The sequence below is a fragment of the Parabacteroides sp. AF19-14 genome (genome assembly GCF_003635485.1).
GTDB classification, from domain to species: Bacteria; Bacteroidota; Bacteroidia; order Bacteroidales; family Tannerellaceae; genus Parabacteroides; species Parabacteroides distasonis.
In genome coordinates this window covers 92774-110880 of record NZ_QTMJ01000012.1, presented here as the reverse complement: position 1 = coordinate 110880, position 18107 = coordinate 92774, and the positions used below count along the sequence as shown (strand labels likewise).

22 protein-coding genes are annotated in these 18107 nt (G+C 49.5%); 19 read left to right on the top strand and 3 right to left on the bottom strand.

Annotated elements, in window-relative coordinates; translation table 11 throughout:
* Positions 1-75 precede the first annotated feature (75 nt).
* From DWX33_RS13390 to DWX33_RS13345, 10 genes are all read left to right on the top strand, one after another.
* A complete protein-coding gene (locus DWX33_RS13390; protein WP_122369182.1) occupies positions 76-762 on the top strand; it encodes a hypothetical protein in 687 nt (228 codons plus the stop codon).
* A 20-nt stretch (positions 763-782) separates the two neighbouring features.
* A complete protein-coding gene (locus DWX33_RS13385) occupies positions 783-1391 on the top strand; it encodes a hypothetical protein (protein ID WP_122369134.1) in 609 nt (202 codons plus the stop codon).
* A gap of 18 nt (positions 1392-1409) precedes the next feature.
* The gene (locus DWX33_RS13380; protein ID WP_122145146.1) at positions 1410-2594 is read left to right on the top strand and encodes a major capsid protein; all 1185 of its coding nucleotides are present in this window, start codon (positions 1410-1412) and stop codon (positions 2592-2594) included.
* Between the two features lie 5 nt (positions 2595-2599).
* Positions 2600-2938, top strand: coding sequence for a hypothetical protein (locus DWX33_RS13375; protein WP_008780361.1), 339 nt, complete (start codon positions 2600-2602; stop codon positions 2936-2938).
* Positions 2932-3231 carry a hypothetical protein gene (locus DWX33_RS13370; RefSeq protein WP_122369133.1) on the top strand — a complete coding sequence of 100 codons (300 nt, stop codon included), beginning with the start codon at positions 2932-2934 and terminating at the stop codon, positions 3229-3231. Before DWX33_RS13375 ends, DWX33_RS13370 begins: the two co-directional genes overlap by 7 nt.
* Positions 3232-3234: 3 nt before the next feature.
* On the top strand, positions 3235-3714 hold the full coding sequence (locus DWX33_RS13365) for an HK97 gp10 family phage protein (protein ID WP_122369132.1): 480 nt from the start codon (positions 3235-3237) through the stop codon (positions 3712-3714).
* A 2-nt stretch (positions 3715-3716) separates the two neighbouring features.
* On the top strand, positions 3717-4103 hold the full coding sequence (locus DWX33_RS13360) for a hypothetical protein (protein ID WP_057316560.1): 387 nt from the start codon (positions 3717-3719) through the stop codon (positions 4101-4103).
* Positions 4104-4107: 4 nt separating this feature from the next.
* Positions 4108-4635, top strand: coding sequence for a hypothetical protein (locus DWX33_RS13355; RefSeq protein WP_057316558.1), 528 nt, complete (start codon positions 4108-4110; stop codon positions 4633-4635).
* A gap of 66 nt (positions 4636-4701) precedes the next feature.
* The gene (locus DWX33_RS13350; protein ID WP_057316556.1) at positions 4702-5220 is read left to right on the top strand and encodes a hypothetical protein; all 519 of its coding nucleotides are present in this window, start codon (positions 4702-4704) and stop codon (positions 5218-5220) included.
* Entirely contained in the window at positions 5199-5468 is a 270-nt protein-coding gene (locus DWX33_RS13345; RefSeq protein WP_121963011.1) for a hypothetical protein, read from the top strand. The genes DWX33_RS13350 and DWX33_RS13345 overlap by 22 nt, the downstream gene beginning before the upstream one ends.
* Positions 5469-5612: 144 nt before the next feature.
* On the opposite strand, the gene DWX33_RS13340 is transcribed toward DWX33_RS13345, so the two are convergent.
* From DWX33_RS13340 to DWX33_RS13330, 3 genes are read right to left on the bottom strand one after another with little or no spacing between them, the layout of a single operon-like run.
* The gene (locus DWX33_RS13340; protein WP_121963012.1) at positions 5613-5855 is read right to left on the bottom strand and encodes a DUF2442 domain-containing protein; all 243 of its coding nucleotides are present in this window, start codon (positions 5853-5855) and stop codon (positions 5613-5615) included.
* 7 nt (positions 5856-5862) lie between these two features.
* Positions 5863-6159: a helix-turn-helix transcriptional regulator gene (locus DWX33_RS13335; protein WP_057316554.1), complete on the bottom strand. Its 297-nt coding sequence runs from the start codon at positions 6157-6159 to the stop codon at positions 5863-5865.
* Between the two features lie 2 nt (positions 6160-6161).
* Positions 6162-6485, bottom strand: a complete 324-nt coding sequence (locus DWX33_RS13330) for a hypothetical protein (protein WP_057316552.1) — start codon at positions 6483-6485, stop codon at positions 6162-6164.
* 307 nt (positions 6486-6792) lie between these two features.
* Here DWX33_RS13330 and DWX33_RS13325 point away from each other — a divergent pair, with 307 nt between their 5' ends.
* From DWX33_RS13325 to DWX33_RS13290, 9 genes are all read left to right on the top strand, one after another.
* Complete coding sequence (locus tag DWX33_RS13325; RefSeq protein WP_158593842.1) at positions 6793-11268, top strand: phage tail tape measure protein; 4476 nt, start codon at positions 6793-6795, stop codon at positions 11266-11268.
* Positions 11268-11690, top strand: coding sequence for a hypothetical protein (locus DWX33_RS13320; protein ID WP_011966226.1), 423 nt, complete (start codon positions 11268-11270; stop codon positions 11688-11690). The genes DWX33_RS13325 and DWX33_RS13320 overlap by 1 nt, the downstream gene beginning before the upstream one ends.
* Positions 11687-12613 (top strand): hypothetical protein, encoded by a 927-nt coding sequence (locus DWX33_RS13315; protein ID WP_122369130.1) that lies wholly within the window; start codon positions 11687-11689, stop codon positions 12611-12613. Before DWX33_RS13320 ends, DWX33_RS13315 begins: the two co-directional genes overlap by 4 nt.
* Positions 12606-13343 (top strand): hypothetical protein, encoded by a 738-nt coding sequence (locus tag DWX33_RS13310; protein ID WP_122369129.1) that lies wholly within the window; start codon positions 12606-12608, stop codon positions 13341-13343. Before DWX33_RS13315 ends, DWX33_RS13310 begins: the two co-directional genes overlap by 8 nt.
* 26 nt (positions 13344-13369) lie before the next feature.
* The gene (locus DWX33_RS13305) at positions 13370-14131 is read left to right on the top strand and encodes a hypothetical protein (protein WP_022192586.1); all 762 of its coding nucleotides are present in this window, start codon (positions 13370-13372) and stop codon (positions 14129-14131) included.
* Between the two features lie 27 nt (positions 14132-14158).
* Positions 14159-15631, top strand: a complete 1473-nt coding sequence (locus tag DWX33_RS13300) for a hypothetical protein (protein ID WP_233570183.1) — start codon at positions 14159-14161, stop codon at positions 15629-15631.
* A gap of 187 nt (positions 15632-15818) precedes the next feature.
* Positions 15819-16055, top strand: a complete 237-nt coding sequence (locus DWX33_RS22310; RefSeq protein WP_128617008.1) for a hypothetical protein — start codon at positions 15819-15821, stop codon at positions 16053-16055.
* A gap of 66 nt (positions 16056-16121) precedes the next feature.
* Entirely contained in the window at positions 16122-17636 is a 1515-nt protein-coding gene (locus tag DWX33_RS13295; RefSeq protein WP_122369127.1) for a hypothetical protein, read from the top strand.
* 57 nt (positions 17637-17693) lie between these two features.
* Complete coding sequence (locus DWX33_RS13290) at positions 17694-18107, top strand: hypothetical protein (protein WP_121963019.1); 414 nt, start codon at positions 17694-17696, stop codon at positions 18105-18107.

Below are 18107 nucleotides of genomic sequence, written 5' to 3'. Positions count from 1 at the left end.
TGCCGGTTGTCCGGTGGGCTTTTTTTATACCCGGAATTTTCTTCCCCTCCCTTATATTTTAAACAGAAAACTCTTATGACAATTTTAGATTTAATCAAGGCGGCATGTAAGACAAAAGGCGTGCCGGAGAAGTATGCGGAACGTATTCAAAAGACGTTCAAGATTGAGAAAGCCGAGGGGATGGAGGCTTTCGTGGACCTGTTCAAGGATAATATTCTTCCGGCAATCCAAGAAGCGGAGAATGAAGCTAAGACTACGGCTGAAACGGCCGCTGTCGCCGCTTATGAAGCCAAGCATGGGTTGAAGGATGGTAAACCGGTAGAAGATCCGGATAAGAACAAGAAAACGGAAGAAGAGCTGTTGAAGGATCTTAGCCCGGAACTGAAAGCTTATCTGGAAAGTATGAGGAAGAGCGTCGATGATATGGCTAAGAAGGTGGGCGATTCCATTACCAACTCGGCAAACGAGGCTAAGAAAGAAACAGTCCGTAAGCAGTTGAAGGATGCCGGTCTTCCGGATAGCTGGCTGGGACGTGTGGACTTGGCTTCGGAAACCTCTATCGAGGATCAAATCAAGGCGCTTTCCGAAGAGTTTACCGGAATCCAGCAAAAGGCGATCGATGATGCCGTGGCCCGTGGTGATTACGCTCCCGGTTCCGTGAATCTTCCGGAGCGTTCCGAGGCGGATTGGGCGAAGCTGATGGATCAGGATGCCGACAAGAGCACGAATAATCCCGGTGTGGTGAACCTGGGTATTGAATAATCCAAGAAAAGTGTAACGTTATGTACAGAAAAAGAGAAAGAGAATTCCAGTATCCTCCCGGAATTGAAAAGATTATTGAGGATGTGATCGGCGGTGGGACGATTGACCGCCGGGATTTGCGGAACGCTTTGTTCAATGGCAAGTCGTTGGACGAGCTTCCTCCGATCGTGATCGTGGTGAAAGATCCGGAAACGGGATTGTATCATGTGTTGAAAACAGCGTTGGTTTCAGAAGCGGCTGCTGCCGATGCGACAGCGTATAAGGTAACCAAGAATCATCTGTTTGGTGTGGGTGACTTCGTGACGATTGGTGGAGCTTTGACAGGTGCGTCCGATAAGATCACGGCTATTGATAAGAGTAATGCGGAGTTTGATACGATCACGTTGGAAGCGACTATCGGTGCTGCCGCAAAAGGTCAGGTATTGGTTCAGGCTAAAGACAAACAGGCTGCGAAAGCCGCCAAGTTGCCTTATGATGGCGAATTGGTTGTCACGATGAATAAAGTCGACTTGACTGTAGCCAACCAGCAGTCTGGGTTATTGGTAAGAGGTACGGTAAACGAATCCTGTATGCCGTTTCCGGTAGATAAGGACTTGAAGGCATTAATGTCGTTTATCCGTTTTGTGTAATCCATTAAAATCAGATATATGGAAAGAAGTTTAATTAAGCAAGTGAATAAAAAGAACATGGCGGCCCGTTTGAATACCCGTCATGTGAAACCGGTTGTCTTCCCGAACTTCTTCGGGGTGAAAAGAAAGACCTCGTTGAAGTGGGAGACTCTGACCGGAGAGAAAGGCGCTCCGGTAATGGCAGACGTGATCTCTTTCGACGCTTCCGCTCCGCAGAAGACCCGTGAGGTGATCAGCAAGCTGTCCGGCGATATCCCGAAGACAGCCGTCAAGCGTGGCATGAACGAGAGCGATTACAACGAGTACAAGCAATTGGAACGTGACGCGCAAGGTGACGCGGACCAGTTGGCATTGTTGAATCTGGGTTTCAAGGATCAGGATTTCGTGTATAACTCCGTCCGTGCCCGTTTCGAATGGTGGTGTATGCAGCTCATGAGCCGTGCGGGTTTCCATTTGTCGGCAAAGAACAATGGCGGTGTCGTTACGGCTGAGTTTGTCGGTTGCGGTATGCCGAAGAAGAACCAGCGTAAATCTACTACGGACTGGAGTAACGCTACAACGGCCAATGGATTGCAGGATATTGAGGATACGGTTGTGGCCGCTTCTGCCGAAGGGGTGACGATCCGTTACGTTGTAATGCACGTGGCTGATTTCTCTTTGCTGAAGAAACAGAAATCCACGTTCGACACGTTAAAGGCATGGGTTAATTCGTCCTCCAAGATATTGGTGACAAAGAATCTCATCAACGAGTATCTGGCCGAGCAGGAGATCCCGGTGAAGATCATTACCGTGAACCCGGCTGTCCGTATCGAGGATAGTGCCCATCGTCGTAAGACGATCAATCCTTGGGAGCGTAAGCGTGTATGCTTCTTGGAGGATTTGAAGGTGGGTGACATTCAGCATGGGCCGATCGCCGCCGAGTCTTCTGCTACCTTGCAGAAAATCGCTCTCATGGTTAAGCAGGATTGGATCTTGGTAACCAAATGGTCTGAGCTGGAACCGTTCAAGGAATGGACGAAAGCGGAAGCGAACGCTATTCCTGTCGTGAATGATCCGGATGCCATGTTCATCATGAAAGTGGATGGGAAGGATTGGAACGCTTCCGAGGATACCGAGGGTACGGATGATATCCCGGCGACATTCTTGGGTGAAACCATCGAACCGGAGGATCAAACGATTCAGGATACTGAAAACGGAGAATAACAATCATGGCTAAGACGATTCGAGATACGATACTCGCTTATCCCGGTCTGGCTGACTGTGAAGATTTTTTGGATAACGTCGTTTTGCCGGGACGCGGTTTTGAAGGTACAGAAGATAGTAAGACGATCGATATCCAAAAACAAAAGCTGGTGGCCGCCGACCTTTATTCCATGGTCGGCGGTCTGCCGGATTTCACGGAAAACAAGCTCTCCATCACGTATCCCCGTGCATGGTATGACGCTACGGCGAAACGACTATACCGGGAGGGAGGAGAACCGGAGAAAGCGGAATTGATAGGCAATAAGATCGAGGTACCCAAAGGAAGGGCGAGAAACAGATGGTAAAGCGATATTCACATACTGCGATAGTGACGATTCAATCCTGTCAATTGGTCAAAGGGGAATTGGTTGCCGGTAAACCGACGGAAATAGAGGTCACTGGGCAATATTACCCGTCCAATAGTGGACAGCAGTTGAAGCGGAACGTCGATGGAAGAGAGTTCATCGTGCATGGTGAGTTTTCGACCAAAGCCCGTCCTGTGGAAAACGCGAAGCATATCCGGATTGACAGTATCGCTCTCGATGTGGATATCATTAGCTGGGAACCGTTTCAGACTCACTCTGTAATCTATGTGTAGTTTATGGCAAGGAAAGGTGGTTTGACTCCAATGTGGAGTGATAGGGAAGTAGGGCGTTGGTTCGATTACTATGTGGATCGGGCGGAAGAGCGGATATACAAGTTATTGCAACGTGCCGGGGAAGAGTTCGTGAAGATCGCTCGAAAAAAAGGGAACTATCAGGATCATACCGGTAACCTCCGTAGCTCAATCGGTTATGTGATCGTTAAGGATGGCGATATATTGACCGAGAACTATGAGCAATCCACGGAAGGAACGGATAAACAGACCGGTATCAGGGAAGCGAAACGTTTGGTTTCCGAGCTGATCCCTCTTTATAAAAGGGGCTGGGTATTGATTGGTGTAGCCGCTATGCCTTATGCCAAGTATGTGGAAGCAATCGAAAATCTGGATGTTATCTCTGTCGCCACGGAACATGCCGAGGATTGGATCAAGAAACAGAGTCGAACGTTATTTGATAAACTCGCTGAGAAAGGATATTGAACATGGCAGATCAGTTTGATATAGTGGATATCGTATATAATGCGGTTGAGCCGGCGAGTACGGGCTTTATCCTGTATAAGGATCAATCCGGCGATGGCGAGAAAAGAAATCATATCACGATCCGCTCTCTGGCCTTGAATGGGAAAGATTATGTCAACAAGGGATCGATAAATATCAATATCTTCGTCAAGAGACCCTCGAAAGGCGTATCGGATCGACAGTTGATGATAGAGACCGTACGAGGCGTGAGGTTCGTGTTGCGGGATATCAAGCCGCCGTTGGGGATGTATTGGAAATCTCGGATCGTCTGGTCTGAGCCTATGGGCGAGGCCAAGGATGGCTTCGATTGTACGAATATTAGATTAGAGGTTATAACAGAATTAGATTAGTGATATGGAAAGAAGTTTAGCGCTGGATGTGGCGTATTTAGGAGTTGCGGAACCCGGGGATGGCGTGGCCGGTACCGAGTTCACCCAATGCGTTGACGTGGATACGGTGACGTTCAATTTCTCGGATGCCAAGGAGCTTAGTTTTACGTCCATGGGACATGAGGATCCTTGGGCGGTGGTGAGTCGGAAAGGAGATCCTTCCAGTATAGAGTTCACTATCCCTTCTCCCACGAGCGACGAGATGAAAATGTTTTGCGGGGGAACCGTTTCCGGTGATAAATGGGAGGCTCCCTTGTCTACGCCCTCGATATTGAAGACGATCAGGCTACAGAGCCTGCCGTACCAAGGTAAGTTCACGGAATATGTCTTTGTCAAGTGCTCTGTGTTCGGGAAGATCAGCCAAGCCCCGGATAAGGAGAATTGCGATCTCTTATTGGTAAAGGCCACGATCATGACACCGGTATCTGCGGCTGGCAAACAAGCGTCCCCGTATAGCAGGGCGGTGAAGGCCGTATCGGAAGACACGGAATGATGTTTTTTGTTTAGGTTGTCTAGAGCCTCGGTTTTTGCCGGGGCTCTTATATTTTAGAGGAAAATCATGAGCGTAAAGCGAGCACTACAGATTGAGAGCGACGTGGTGACAAGTCGGTCAGTCGTGATTCCTTTCGAGTTCAAGCCGGAGACGATCCCGGCGGGTAAGAACGTTGGTGATAGTATCGTTATCACCCCGATCACGGTAAGGACCGGGTTTAGGATACGGCCGTTACTCTTGCGGATTGACAAGGCGGACAAGGATGCTATCGTGGCTCATAAGGATGTTACGTTTGATAGTGTACTGTCGGAGTTGATGGCGAAATATGACGAGTTGATCTTTGAGATCGTATGTTTGGGTATCCATAACAAGAAAGGGGACATGCCCGCTTGGTTCCGGGAGGTACTGAAGGATAATTGTACATGGGAAGACCTGTATATCCTTTTGAACGCTATTCTCTTTCGTCTGGGTTGTAACCCTTTTTCTCGTACTATCATAGCTTTGGAAGCTGTGAGCCCGTTAAGCGAAGAGGAGATAATAGCCCTTCAAGAAAACAACGAGACTTGGGTAGGTCGGAGCCGGTGACGCAAAGTAGCTTCATGTTCCTTGTACTATGTAACGAGGCGTTCGGGTATACGCATGAGCGGACATTGGACAGCGATCTGGCGCTTGTCATGTCCATGCTACGGGAACATGGTTACTTGGTGAACGACCGGAACAAATCACTGCTCATGGACGATGATGAATCCGGGGATAATCATGGCGAGTGGGTCGAGGTAATCGATTTCGATACGGGAAAAAAGAAAAGGGTTCGAAGAATGAGCCCGGTATGATATATATTACTTTGCGTAGAGAACGTTTGTCATAGTGATTTTGGTTGTAAAAAAACCGACGAACCGTGAGGCTGGTCGGTTTTTGTTCTCTGTAAATGTGTCAAGATCTTCAGAGTGTCTGCTCGATAACCAGAGCGGTGTCTTCTAGCGAAAAGTAATTGGGTAACGCTCCGGATGGATTATGCTGTCAATCTCAAGATCCACATCAATTGCGTCCCAACGCAACGAATCCTCGTCCGGCATGGTCACGTCCAATACATCCGATACTTTTGCATTTCTGAACCAAGGGTATCTGTCATACGATAGATAATATTCCTTCCCTCCTACGAAAAGGAGGATACCGCGTGCATTAATCATTGTTACTCCCACAGGGGGTGTTCCATTCATTTTTTTATTATATCGAGGCCGGACAAGCTGCATGAGAATATTCGTTGATATCTATAAGATGGATATTCAAAACATCTTCAATATCAAAAAGAGTGCTGGTTGTAAAGTTGTGGTCACCTCTTAACCATTTGGATATCTCAGAGGGACGTTTACTCATTTTTTCGGCAAATTCCTTTTGGGATAGACCTTTCCTTTTGATACCTTCTGCTATTTTTACGGCAAGCATCATACGTCTTTCCATGTTCTTGGCTCTTTTCGTGTCTATATTGCCAAGTACTGTATCCAAAATAGATGTATTGTTCATATTTATTCCTCCTTCAATTTTAAATTACCTAAGAAAAAACCGTTATCATCGAGATGTATATCCTTGTTTTTGATGGCTTCTGATATGATTCTGGATATTCGAACCACTGTTTCAGCTTCTTTTTTTAAGGAAGAACTTTCTTGATAAGCTCTAATGTTTTTGGGTTTGTATCCTCCACCTCCAACAACGATAGCAACGTTAGCAAATCGAATACAATAGATTCTTAATTTTTTATCAGGACTATCAAATAGGGCGCAGACACCATCACCGGGTTTCCCTTCGTTTAGCTTGAAAAAATGTTCGGCTGCCCCAGTTTTTGTAGCCATAATTTTCAATTTAGATACGATATCTTCTATTTCGGTTGGGTATTCAGAATAGTTGTTCTGAAGAAATTATTCAAAAACGCTCTGATCCTCTTGATTGAGAATGACAGAATATATTTGAGTCTTCTTTCCTGACAGTTGCTTTATTTTGACAATCTCAAGTTCCACGATGAATTTTTTCTTTTTACAAAAAAACGAAGAAAAAGCGACAAGGCAAAAGAAAATGTCGAAAAAGATAACTTATAAGTGAATTTTTAACGGTTGACAGTCTCACATGAAAGGCTATCCTATATTTTACCATAAACGCATTATGGGAATAAGGAATAGGGATGGAGCGCTGTATATTGCGACTGGTCTTGATAACTCCGGCATGTACGAGGGAACACGCGAGGCTATGGGAATTATCAAGACCTTGGCCGGTGAGATCACGTCTTTTGACGTATTCGGAGGTATCGGTATCAGTGCGGCGACGGCGTTCGCCAAGGCCGCGAAGAGCTCATACGACTTCGAGAAGGAGTTCCGGAAAAACATGCTGGAAGTAGCGACCATTTCCACGCAGGTAACGGATGATATGACCGGTTTCATGAATCAGGTCATATCCATAACCCAAGAGATACCGATCAAGGCTCCGGAGGCCGCCAAGGCGTTATATAGCATTGTCTCCGCCGGACATGACGGGGCGGATGGCATGAAGATCCTAGAAGTTTCGGCTAAAGCTGCCGTGGGAGGGCTTACGGAAACCGAGACGGCAGCCGATGCTATTACAACGATCCTGAATGCTTATAAGATGTCTGCGGAGGAAGCCGGTACGGTCTCGGACCAGCTTTTTACAACCGTCCGGTTGGGTAAGACTACATTTGGCGAATTGGGAGCCTCCATAGCCCAAGTTGCTCCTATTGCGGCCGCATATGGGATTAGTATCGACCAAGTGTTGGGTGCTGTCGCTTCATTGACCAAGCAAGGAACGCCAACGGCGCAGGCTATGACACAGATCCGTGCCGCTATCCAAGGAACCGCTGGAGAACTTGGAGACGCCGCTTTCCAAGGTCGTACTTTCCAAGAGGCATTACAATTGATTTATGAGAAGGCTGGTGGTTCCGCTTCCAAGATGAAGGAAATGCTTGGCACGGATGAAGGCTTGGCCGCTACACTGGCTTTGACTGGAAAGAATGCAAAGGCGGCAGCAAATGACCTTGGCGAGTTGCAAAGCTCTTTAGGAGCTACGGAAGCAGCGTTTGAGAAGATGGCGGATGAAGCCGGCAATCAAATGACGCTTCTGTCGAATAATATCCAAGCGGCTTTGCGACCGATGGGAGAGGTGATATTAAAAAATATATCAGAAGCAGCTAAAATTATTAATCAGGGATTTGAGACAGGAAATATCAAAGGCAATATTGAAAATTTGGAAAAGTTGCTTTTAGGGGTTTCAGGTGCGTACGTAGCCTATAAATCTTCAGCTATAGGAGCGACTGCTGCAGAAATGGCATTATCCGCAAAAATTGCTATATCTAATAGTTTAAGGTCAATTCAAAATAAACTGACAGGAGAGTCGGTTCTTGCTAAAGAAAAAGAGCGTACATATCAGGATGCCTATAATTTGTCATTGCAAAAAACGATCACAGAAGAACAACGGGCGAAACTATCTAAATTGAACTTAGTTGCAGGCTCAGAAGAATATGTAAAGGCTATTGCGGCACAAGCTATTCAAGAAAAGAATACAGCTGATAGACTTGTGGAATCTTTGACTAAGCAGGTAAAAGCAAATAGAGAAAAATTAGCTTCTGCACAAGAGGGTTTGGAGATATCTAGAAAAGCAGTGCAAGTTGCAAAAGAAGAATTTAACGCTGCGTTTGAAGCGAATGATTTGGCTGCTTTAGAAGTATCCCAGACCAAACTGAATTCGGCGGCGAAACGTGAGGAAGCGGCAGCTACGAATGTTAGTACAACTGCGAAAAAACTAAGGTCTGTAGAATCGAAGTTGGCAGTTGCAACAACAAATCAGGAAATCGCTGCAACTCGTTTGAATACTGCAACAACGGCTGCAGATACGGCTGTGGCCAATGTGGCTACTTCGGCAAAAAACAGATTAAAGTTGGCTACAATTGCTTTATGGAAGGTAATGAAAGCAAATCCTTTGGGTACGATATTGACGGCTGTTGGTTTGGCAACAACTGCTTATGCCATGCTTGCTGATAAAATCAGAGAGACAGAAACTGCACAGGATCGATTGAATAAGCTACAAAAAGCTACTGTCAATTATATGGCTGACGAGAAAGCCGAATTAGAAGTCCTTTTGGCAGTAGCAAAAGATGAAACTATTATTAAGGATAAAAGGATAAAAGCTATAGAACGATTGAATGATATTTCTCCTGAATATTTAGGTAATTTATCGTTGGAGAATATTCAAACAAAAGAAGTTACAGATTCGATAGAGGCTTATACGAAAGCATTGGAAAAAAGTGCTAAAATGAAAGCTTCTCAAGATATGGTTTCTGATAGATATAAAAAGATAAATGAATTGAATATAGCTATCGATGAGATGCAAAAACGTTACGATGAGGCTATATCTGGGTCAGAATCAAAACATTTGTTTGAAAGAAAATTATTTGATTTAAAAAATGAAAAAGCGAATATTGAAGAAGAAATAAAAGAGATTTTATCATTTGCTAAAGAACAAGTTGAAAATAATCCGGTTACTATTCCAATTAAAAAGGAATCTGTATTATCGGGCATTACGGAAAAAGATAAAAAAGAACTTGAAAAGCAAAAAAAATTACAAGAGAAGCTCCGAAGCGAACTCCTATCCCTTCGCCGTCAAAACCAGCAATCCGAGATCGACCTGATGAAAGAAGGCTCCGCAAAGAAGATCGCCCAGATAAACCTAGACTATGACAATGAGATCGCCGCCATACTTACAAAGGAAAAAGAGTGGAAAGACGCTCAAGGCGGCAAACTGACTAAGGAACAGACCGTGGAGATTCATACAGCCTTGGTGAACTCATATGTCAAACGGGAGCGATCGACCTCTAATGTGAATAAGGAACAACTGGAGGAAGAGAAACGTGCCATGAACGAGTATCTGAAAGAATATGGCTCATATTTTGAAAAGCGTCAGGCTATCACGGAACTTTATAACGAGAAGATGGACAAGGCCACTACCGAGGGCGAGAAGCTGTCCCTTGGTGAAGAGATGAAGAAAGAGCTGGCTGCCGTCGATGACGAGGCCCAGAAGAAAACGTCCATCATCACGAAGCTATTCTCCGACATGAGCAAGAGGACGGTGCTCGATATACGGTCTATCTCCAAGGAGGCGCAGGCCATGCTTGATTATATCAATGAGGGCGAGTTCAAGACCGGTTCCGACGGAAAAGGCTTGTTCGGCCTGACCAAGGAGCAATTTGATATCCTTTCCAAGTCCCCGGAGAAGTTACAGGCCATAAAGGACGAGATCGCCAACGTCAATAAGGAGGCCGATCAGATGGACACGTCTTTCAACAAGGTATCGAACGGCCTTAAAAAGGTGTTCTCAGCTGGGGATGATACAAAGAGACTAAAAGAAGGCTTAGCTGAGATAGATGCCGGTATGAGTGATATCATGCAAGCCGGACAGTTCCTCTCCGACACGTTCTCCAAGTTAGGTGACGCTTTCGGTAGTGACCTTATGTCCGGTATTGCCGAAGGCTTGAATGTGGCCATGGACGCGGTCAATTCCGCCATGGACGGGGCGAAAGCCGGCGCGATGTTCGGGCCGATCGGTGCTTCCGCCGGTGCCGCTATCGGGGTGGTCACATCCCTTGCCTCCTCTATCGCCAAGATCCATGACAAGAAGAACGAGAGTCGTATCCAGCGTTTGCAGGATCAGATCGACACGTTGGACAAGTCGTACGACAAGCTGGGCAGGTCCATCGAGAAAGCCTATTCCAAGGATGCCTCCAAGCTTATCGACCAGCAGAATAAGCTATTGGAACAGCAAAAAGTGCTTATCCAAAACCAGATCAAGGAGGAGGAGGACAAGAAGAAAACCGACAATGACCGTATCAAGGAGTGGCGGGACCAGATAGACGAGATCAATAATACCATAGCGGATAACAAGGAGGCCGGCAAGGACGCCATTTTCGGTAGTGACATAAAATCCGCTATCGACGATTTCGCCAACGCTTACGCCGAGGCATGGTCAGCTGGGGAAGACAAGGCCCAATCAGCTAAGGATCTCATGAGGAAGATGATAAGGAACATGGTCACGGAGTCGATCAAGGCCGCCGCTTCCGATCCCATGAAAGCCATACGAGAGAAGCTGCTTGAGTTCTGGTCTGATAATTACATCAGTGATTGGGAGCAAGACTACCTCGACCAAAAGGCGCAGGAGCTGGCCGACGACCTCAACCGTAAGTTCGGCTGGGCCGACAAGTACTTCAAGCCTGACGATCCCGAGGATGATAATACCCGTGTGGCCTCCTCGAAGGGCATCGCCTCCATCTCGCAGGACTCGGCTAACGTGATAGACGGTAAGATGTCAACGCAACTTATATTTTTAGATAGGACGTTGGTGCAAGTGACGGGTATAGCCGACCAGATGCGCTTCATATATGACCTCCAGACAAGGGGATGGAAGAACGTGGAGGCGATCAAGGATCTGTCTGGGAAGGTGTCGGAGAACACGGCCAAGGTAGCTGAGATCTCCGGGCGTATAGAGGCCCTATCCGAGAAGATAGAGGCGAATACCAAGTCGGCGGCCTCCGGTATAAAGACTATTAACGACAAGGGTATATTAATGAGATCAAGATAATGATGGAGACGGTTAACGACATAATCAAATCGGCCCTCTCGCTTGGGGCGTGCAGTGGTTCTAACGGGGTGACGGACTGGAGAAGCCTCGTGTGGCTGTTCTTCAGCCCGCAGGGGCGTGAGTTTTGCGCGGAGAATGATTTCCCGTCGTTAGACATGTTCCGTGGCATGGCCGGTCACGTGATGCCCTACGGGGTGTACGTTGACTCCGGCCACGTGGACGTAACCAATCCCGGCAATATCGCCGTGATAGGTGATACGGATGCGGTGATAACGATAGACGATAACGAGCGTGTTCACAAGGTGATCCTCATGCACGGCGGCAAGGCTAGGGTCGTGGCGAGCGACTACGCCGTGATCCTGCTGGTGAATATTGGGGGAGAGGTTGAGATAAACAAGGATAATACCGTGGTGATCTTATGAGGGGTGAGTTATACATAGACGGCAAGGACGCCTACACCGATTTCGGCGTATGGATCACGGAGGGAGGTTACGACGGCCTTCTCCCGTTCCCCGAGCTGGTGGAACCGGATAGGAACGACTGGCCGGACGAGGACGGCATAGAGCCGGACTTGGAAAAGCCCACCTTGAAACCACGGGAGCTCAACATCACGTTCGTCCGCAGCGTGGACGGAAGATCCACCGGCGCTCTCGTCGAGCACCTATCGAAGTCTGGGTATCACCTCTTCCGTATCCCCTCGCTGGGCAGGGAGTGGAGCTTGCGACTCATCCAGAGCCCGGCGTATGAGGATTGGGACACGTTGGAGGCCTTCACGTTACGGTTCGCCGAGGATCAGCCCGTAAGACCCTTGTCCGTGGCGATCCCGGAGGGTAGAGCGTATGTTCCTCCATCCGAGTACGAGCTGGACGGCGTACCCTTGGATCGATACGGCGTGATGGTGACGGTGGGCCGGGACGAGATCATGAGATCTCCGACCGTGAAGACTAACCTGTCCCGTACGGTACTGGACGTTGACGGTAGGATCTACGATGCTGGCAAGGTGGTGTATAATAGCAAGGAGGTCACTCTTAAATGCTGTCTCATCGCCGGCTCAATGACGACATTCTGGAGTTGTTACGACGCCCTGTTGGATGCCTTGATCCAGCCGGGCGAGCGTTCGCTGTACGTGGATTACAACGTGGAGGAATACCCCTGCTACTACAAGAGGACGTCCGGCTGGAAGCTTGAGAGCCTCCGGGGGCGTGTGGTGGTGACATTCAACCTCACGCTGGAGTTCACGGTGTTCCGGATGGATGGTATCGATTACCTGCTGGCTACCGAGGCCGGGGAACTGGTGGTCACGGAGGACGGGGAATATTACATAGACTTGAACACATATGCCTAAAAAGAAGAAGAAAATATCGGAGCTCGCGTTGGCCGACAGCCTCACCGGTCTGTACACGATCGGTTGCAAGATCATAGACGGTATACAAACCAGCGTGAAGGTGAGCCTCGGGACCATCCAGACGGCTTACGAGAACATGCTCACGGAGATCTCCAACGCCCGTGCCGCCACCAAGGCGGCCAATACGGCGGCCTCCAACGCCAACACCGCCAAGCTGAACGCCGAGGCGGCCACGTCAAAGGCCAATACGGCCACGGCGAACGCCATCACCGCGACGAACGAGGCGAAAGCGGCCACCACCAACGCTACCGCCGCCGCCACGAAGGCGAATACGGCGGCCACGAACGCCGATAACGCGCGTGTAGGCTTGGAGACCTTGAAAGCGAACACCGAGAAGGCGACGCGAGCCGCCAACACCGCGGCGAATCTCGCCAACGATAAGGCCGTTTACGCCAACACGCAGGGTAACTTCGCCAAGACACAGGGTGACCGCGCGCAAGAGCTGGCCGACCACCCGTGGAAGGTTGGCGATAACGGCAACTGGTGGAAATGGGATCTGGATGGGGACAGGTATGTCGATACGGGCATCCTCGCCAAGGGAGGCGTCTTGTACCCGACCTTCACGATCAACCCCGCCGACATGACGCTGGTGATGTCCTACGAGGACGAGGTGTCACCAAACCTTGTCAAGCTCAACCAAGAGACCGGTGAGCTGTATTTGAACGTATGACCAAAAAAAGGAAGGAGGAATATATAATGAGTCAGATAGTATTGGGGAAGGTGGCGTTCGTCGATAAGGGCGTTTATGCCACGGCGAGTACGTATAACACCTTCGATTTCGTCGTCACGGATGATAGCTGCTACCTCTGTGTCAAGGACGGAAACAAGAACCACCCCTTGACCGATACGGCTTGGTGGAAATGTATCGCCCGTGGTACGCAGGCAACGGAAGCGGCCAAGACCGCCCTTGCGGAGGCGAATAAGGCTATCGAGGCCACGAGGAACGCTATCTCTGCTGCGGGTTTGGCTAACGCTAAAGCGTTGGAGGCTGGGAAACAGGCTGATTTGGCCGGTCGAGCATCTGATGAGGCTTTGGCTGCCGCTGTCGAGGCTGAGGCGATGATTTCCGAGGGCAATGCGCAGATCGCTTCCATGAAAGCGGCCGAGCAATCGTTGATGAGTCAAGCGCTTCTTGCCCCTACCCGTATGGAGCTGAAATATGTCAAGAGGATAACGTTAGGGAATGCCGTCGCCCAGAAGATAGCCGTGAGTCTTTTTCCAGCTTATGTATTACCTAATGTGATATTTCAACAGGCGTTTTATTCCGGTGATGCGTTGTACGTGGACCCACGTGGAAACTTGACTGTCCGTAAGACCGGCACGGCCACGATCCACGTTATCCCGTCGCATAACACCTCGTTGTCCCAAACGATAGTCATTGAGGTTACTGCCCCGGTCATTCGTAAGGCCGGTAGCGTGATGAGATTTTTATCCGGTAGCCGGATACGAAAGGTATAATTGTCTAACATTTTAATATACAGAATCATGTCATTAACAACAGCAGAGGAGGAGAAGGTACGCGCTATCATCACGGCCTTCGATAACGGCAAGACAATCGACCAGCTGCCCTTGGCCGACACGAACCAGCCCTCCAAGTATTTGATCGAGGGAGTGTCCAAGGAAACGGGCGAGTCAGTGAGGATCCCTTTCGCCGATGCGGTATCGATCGTGAACAAGCACATCGCTATCCGTCGCTGGAAACGTGGTCAGGGCACGCCAGTCGGCGAGTCCTACGGTAATATCGATTTCCTGCGGGATCTTCCCTCCGTGATCGGTCTGGGCTGCTACCTCGTGTCCGTTGACCGTAGCCGGCGTAAGCTTGACCCGACGAACCACCATCGTTTCGCCGACGGCAGTCCCGCCGCCTTGGACGGCACGATGGGCGATTACCTGTGGTGCTGGAACGCCCACTACTACTCTTGGTGGGTAGACTCCACCTATTATTACGAGGCCGTGAGCCCGACCCCGATCGAGGGTCATTTGAACTATTATATCCCGGCCGGGGGTACGTCGGCCTTGGGAGCCGGCGTCATGGATCGTACGAGCGGCACGTTGGTCTCCGTCGTCAGCGACGATCCCCGTTATCGTGGCGGGAACAACGACGCGACGAGGGACGGGAAGCACAACACGCAGCTAGGCATGGTTGCCACGAACATGAACGCCGCGGCTTTCGGCACGGCCGCCCGCAAGAAGGGTGAGGGCTGGGAATCCGGCTGGTTCGTCGCGAACAGCGTCGTCGGTTATCTCTACCGCCTTATCATGGGTACCCGTGATTGTCAGTCCGCGTTGAACCCGGTAAAGGACTCCAATGGCCTATATCAGGGCGGTACCGGTAAAGGTGTTACCGAGTGGTCTTGGGATCCTTGGTCGAGCCATAACGGTGGTTATCCGATTATTCCGACGAGCGTAGGGATCGAGTTGGGGGACTCAGTCGGCGTGAGCGACTACGCCGTGAAGGGCTCGGACGGTGGTACCGTCCACCAAGCGCACGTCCCTTGCTTCCTAGGCTTGAAGAACTTCTACGGGCATATCGGTCTGATCGAGCGTGGCTCCTTGATAAACAAGCTGTCCGACGGTAGCGGAGATTATTATGTAGCCCCGTCCCTTTACTCGGCTTTCAACATCAACTCGATCGAGGGCCTGATAAAGGCGGCGAGGGTTCCTAAGAACGATCCCAGTGGCTGGAAATATATCACTGAGCTCAGTATGCAGAACCTATGCTCCGCCCCGACTGTCGCCTCCGGCAGCTCCAGCACCTATTATTGCGACGGTTGGTATAACGACAACGCTATTTCCGGCCTTCGCTGTCCGTTCCGTCGTGGTCATGCGAGCAACGGTGCTTATGCTGGCTTAGCGTGCCTCTATGGTGACAATGCGGTCTCGCACGCTAGCGTGTACTGGTCGTCGCCCCTCTGCTATTTTGCAGAGGACGTAAGCCCCGTGCCCGTGCAGTACTAGCGTTCATTGTGTTCGGGTGTCCATTGTGTCCATCAGGGTGCGAAGCGCCCGAGCACCCAAGGCACGTAAGTGCCGCATCTTAGTTCTTTGACATGTTGTTTCCGTTCCTGTTTTATTTTTCCCGCCGTAAGGCGGTCGCACTTGAAAAATTAAATATTACCTTTGTTCCGCCTATTGATTGGGCGGGTTGTCTTCTCTGACGTCCTGTTCCGGCCTTCGCTGTCCGTTCCGTCGTGGTCATGCGAACAACGGTGCTAATGCTGGCTTAGCGTACCTCAATGGTAACAATGCGGTCTCGAACGCTAACGTGAACTGGTCGTCGCCCCTAGGATACGCCGCTGATTTATTCAGTAAGAAGAAGTGGAGGAGAGACCCTGTCACTGGACAAAAAATCAAGGCTAAGGGTATAGTCCCGGTAGGTTGATAAACCGACGGCTCATGACCTGATGGCGATTGCAGACACTGGACACTAAAAGACACTTGGGACACCATGAGGAGAAAAGGTGACTTTTCCGGGGATATAGCCCGGAAAGAAAACTATTACAAGGCTTTTGATCATGCCAGCAAGAACAAGCATGGCAAAAAGGCCATAACAAAGTTCGAGGCGGACTTGGAAAAGAACCTTTCCGATCTCCTATACTCTTTTGAAAACGGGACGTTCGTAACCTCCCCGTATCGTTTCATGACCGTCCATGAGCCGAAAAAACGTCTTATCGGGATGCTCCCTTTTCCGGATCATGTCCAGCACTGGGCGATGCTCAATGAGGTGGAGGATTATTTTACGAGATCCTTCTCCGCGTATACCTACGGAGGGGTGAGAGGACGCGGTCCCCACGCCTACATGAGGATGATCCGGAAGGTCTTAAGAAAATATCCGGAACGTACCACCGACTATCTCCTGTGCGATATCCACCACTTCTATCCGACCGTCAATCACCCGGTACTGAAAAGCCAGCTCAGGACACGTATCAAGGATAATCATTTATTGCGAAGGCTTGATGAGATCATTGACAGCGTCGAGGGGGATACCGGTATGTTTCCCGGCACGAAGCTGGCGCAGTTCTTCTCGCTTGTCTATCTTTATCTTTTCGATCACGATTTGAAGCGGTGCTTCCATGTCGGGGAATGCCCGGCTTTGGTTGAGTACTACACGAAAAGGTATATCGAGGAAAGTATCGCAACGGCCAAAACAGAACATGATTATGAGGAGTTATCCAAAGGGATTCAATATCTCTCGGACAGGTTCAAGGGATATCTGAACCGTCTGGACTTCTGTTACCGTCTCGCCGATGATGTCTTGATACTGCATGAGGACACCGTATTTTTGCACCTTGTCATCGAGTGGATCGGTCTTTATTACGCTAACGAGCTTAGGATCGGTCTTAACCCGAGATGGAAGATCGGGCACGTGACGGACGGTGTCGATACGGGGGGATACGTGCATTTCCCGGATCACGTCCGTGTCCGGAAACGTAACAAGGTGGCTCTCTGCCGCCAGATAGCTAGATTGAGAAAGAAGGGTTTGCCGGACGAGGAGATAAGGAAGAGGGCCTCTTCCCGTATAGGCTTCATCCAACACGCTGATACGAGTAATCTATTAAATAAATTAGGAATGGAAACACCAAGGAAAAGACTGGGACAGGTGATAAGGAATAAAAAAAGTCCGTGGGAGGATCTCCCGGCCGACCGGAAAATGAGATTCGAGGATATACTTTATGATACCCGGATACCGGAGGATAAACGAGGGCTGGAGGATGATAAACTCATAGAGTTGATTGATTATAAAATCGAGGATAGCAAGATCGAGAAAAACGAGGACGGCACGCCAAAGAAGTGCCTCGCCATACGTTTCCGATGGAAAGGCGAGGAGCGTTACGCTTTCACCGGTTCCGCCGTCTTGATTGATCAGGCGCTCACGGACTTCTCTCACGAGGACTTGCCGGTGGATACCGTGATAAAGGTGCTCACCAACAAGTTCGGTAAGAAATTTTTCAGGTTCACTTGACCCGTAGGGATCGCTCTTGGCCGATCCTCCCGGGTCGGCTAAAAAACATTTAAATATATGGAGACAAGAGCGATTTACACGGAGAGAAAGACATTCGTAAAATACGATGACAACCATTACCTGCTATACCTGAACGAGGAGGTCTTGGAGAACCACGTTCCGGAGGGCCACGGGGGCGAACCGGAACCGGAGCCCCGCGTGGCTTACGCCTATACCGGCACGTGCGAGGATGGCGGCACGCTGATAGAGGCTGCGGATGCCACGTACGAGCGGTTCGTGTCCGGGCTCGTACGTGCGAGATATTCCGCTGACAGGGTGGAGGCGATCACCCTCAATAAATTAGGTTCGGATACGGCAAGGATGGCCGAGTTCGAGGCGGAGTTCGCGGAGCTGGAGCGTTACAGAAGCGATTGTAAGACGAGGGTACGTGCCTTGCTGGGTATGCCCGAAAGCGTCTCGAACACCCTTTAA

What these genes read in the sequence shown, in the direction of transcription:
- DWX33_RS13390 (WP_122369182.1), top strand. Translation starts at nt 76, where the DNA reads ATGACAATTTTAGATTTAATCAAGGCGGCATGTAAGACAAAAGGCGTG.
- DWX33_RS13385 (WP_122369134.1), top strand. Translation starts at nt 783, where the DNA reads ATGTACAGAAAAAGAGAAAGAGAATTCCAGTATCCTCCCGGAATTGAA.
- DWX33_RS13380 (WP_122145146.1), top strand. Translation starts at nt 1,410, where the DNA reads ATGGAAAGAAGTTTAATTAAGCAAGTGAATAAAAAGAACATGGCGGCC.
- DWX33_RS13375 (WP_008780361.1), top strand. Translation starts at nt 2,600, where the DNA reads ATGGCTAAGACGATTCGAGATACGATACTCGCTTATCCCGGTCTGGCT.
- DWX33_RS13370 (WP_122369133.1), top strand. Translation starts at nt 2,932, where the DNA reads ATGGTAAAGCGATATTCACATACTGCGATAGTGACGATTCAATCCTGT.
- DWX33_RS13365 (WP_122369132.1), top strand. Translation starts at nt 3,235, where the DNA reads ATGGCAAGGAAAGGTGGTTTGACTCCAATGTGGAGTGATAGGGAAGTA.
- DWX33_RS13360 (WP_057316560.1), top strand. Translation starts at nt 3,717, where the DNA reads ATGGCAGATCAGTTTGATATAGTGGATATCGTATATAATGCGGTTGAG.
- DWX33_RS13355 (WP_057316558.1), top strand. Translation starts at nt 4,108, where the DNA reads ATGGAAAGAAGTTTAGCGCTGGATGTGGCGTATTTAGGAGTTGCGGAA.
- DWX33_RS13350 (WP_057316556.1), top strand. Translation starts at nt 4,702, where the DNA reads ATGAGCGTAAAGCGAGCACTACAGATTGAGAGCGACGTGGTGACAAGT.
- DWX33_RS13340 (WP_121963012.1), bottom strand. Translation starts at nt 5,855, where the DNA reads ATGAATGGAACACCCCCTGTGGGAGTAACAATGATTAATGCACGCGGT.
- DWX33_RS13335 (WP_057316554.1), bottom strand. Translation starts at nt 6,159, where the DNA reads ATGAACAATACATCTATTTTGGATACAGTACTTGGCAATATAGACACG.
- DWX33_RS13330 (WP_057316552.1), bottom strand. Translation starts at nt 6,485, where the DNA reads ATGGCTACAAAAACTGGGGCAGCCGAACATTTTTTCAAGCTAAACGAA.
- DWX33_RS13325 (WP_158593842.1), top strand. Translation starts at nt 6,793, where the DNA reads ATGGGAATAAGGAATAGGGATGGAGCGCTGTATATTGCGACTGGTCTT.
- DWX33_RS13320 (WP_011966226.1), top strand. Translation starts at nt 11,268, where the DNA reads ATGATGGAGACGGTTAACGACATAATCAAATCGGCCCTCTCGCTTGGG.
- DWX33_RS13315 (WP_122369130.1), top strand. Translation starts at nt 11,687, where the DNA reads ATGAGGGGTGAGTTATACATAGACGGCAAGGACGCCTACACCGATTTC.
- DWX33_RS13310 (WP_122369129.1), top strand. Translation starts at nt 12,606, where the DNA reads ATGCCTAAAAAGAAGAAGAAAATATCGGAGCTCGCGTTGGCCGACAGC.
- DWX33_RS13305 (WP_022192586.1), top strand. Translation starts at nt 13,370, where the DNA reads ATGAGTCAGATAGTATTGGGGAAGGTGGCGTTCGTCGATAAGGGCGTT.
- DWX33_RS13300 (WP_233570183.1), top strand. Translation starts at nt 14,159, where the DNA reads ATGTCATTAACAACAGCAGAGGAGGAGAAGGTACGCGCTATCATCACG.
- DWX33_RS13295 (WP_122369127.1), top strand. Translation starts at nt 16,122, where the DNA reads ATGAGGAGAAAAGGTGACTTTTCCGGGGATATAGCCCGGAAAGAAAAC.
- DWX33_RS13290 (WP_121963019.1), top strand. Translation starts at nt 17,694, where the DNA reads ATGGAGACAAGAGCGATTTACACGGAGAGAAAGACATTCGTAAAATAC.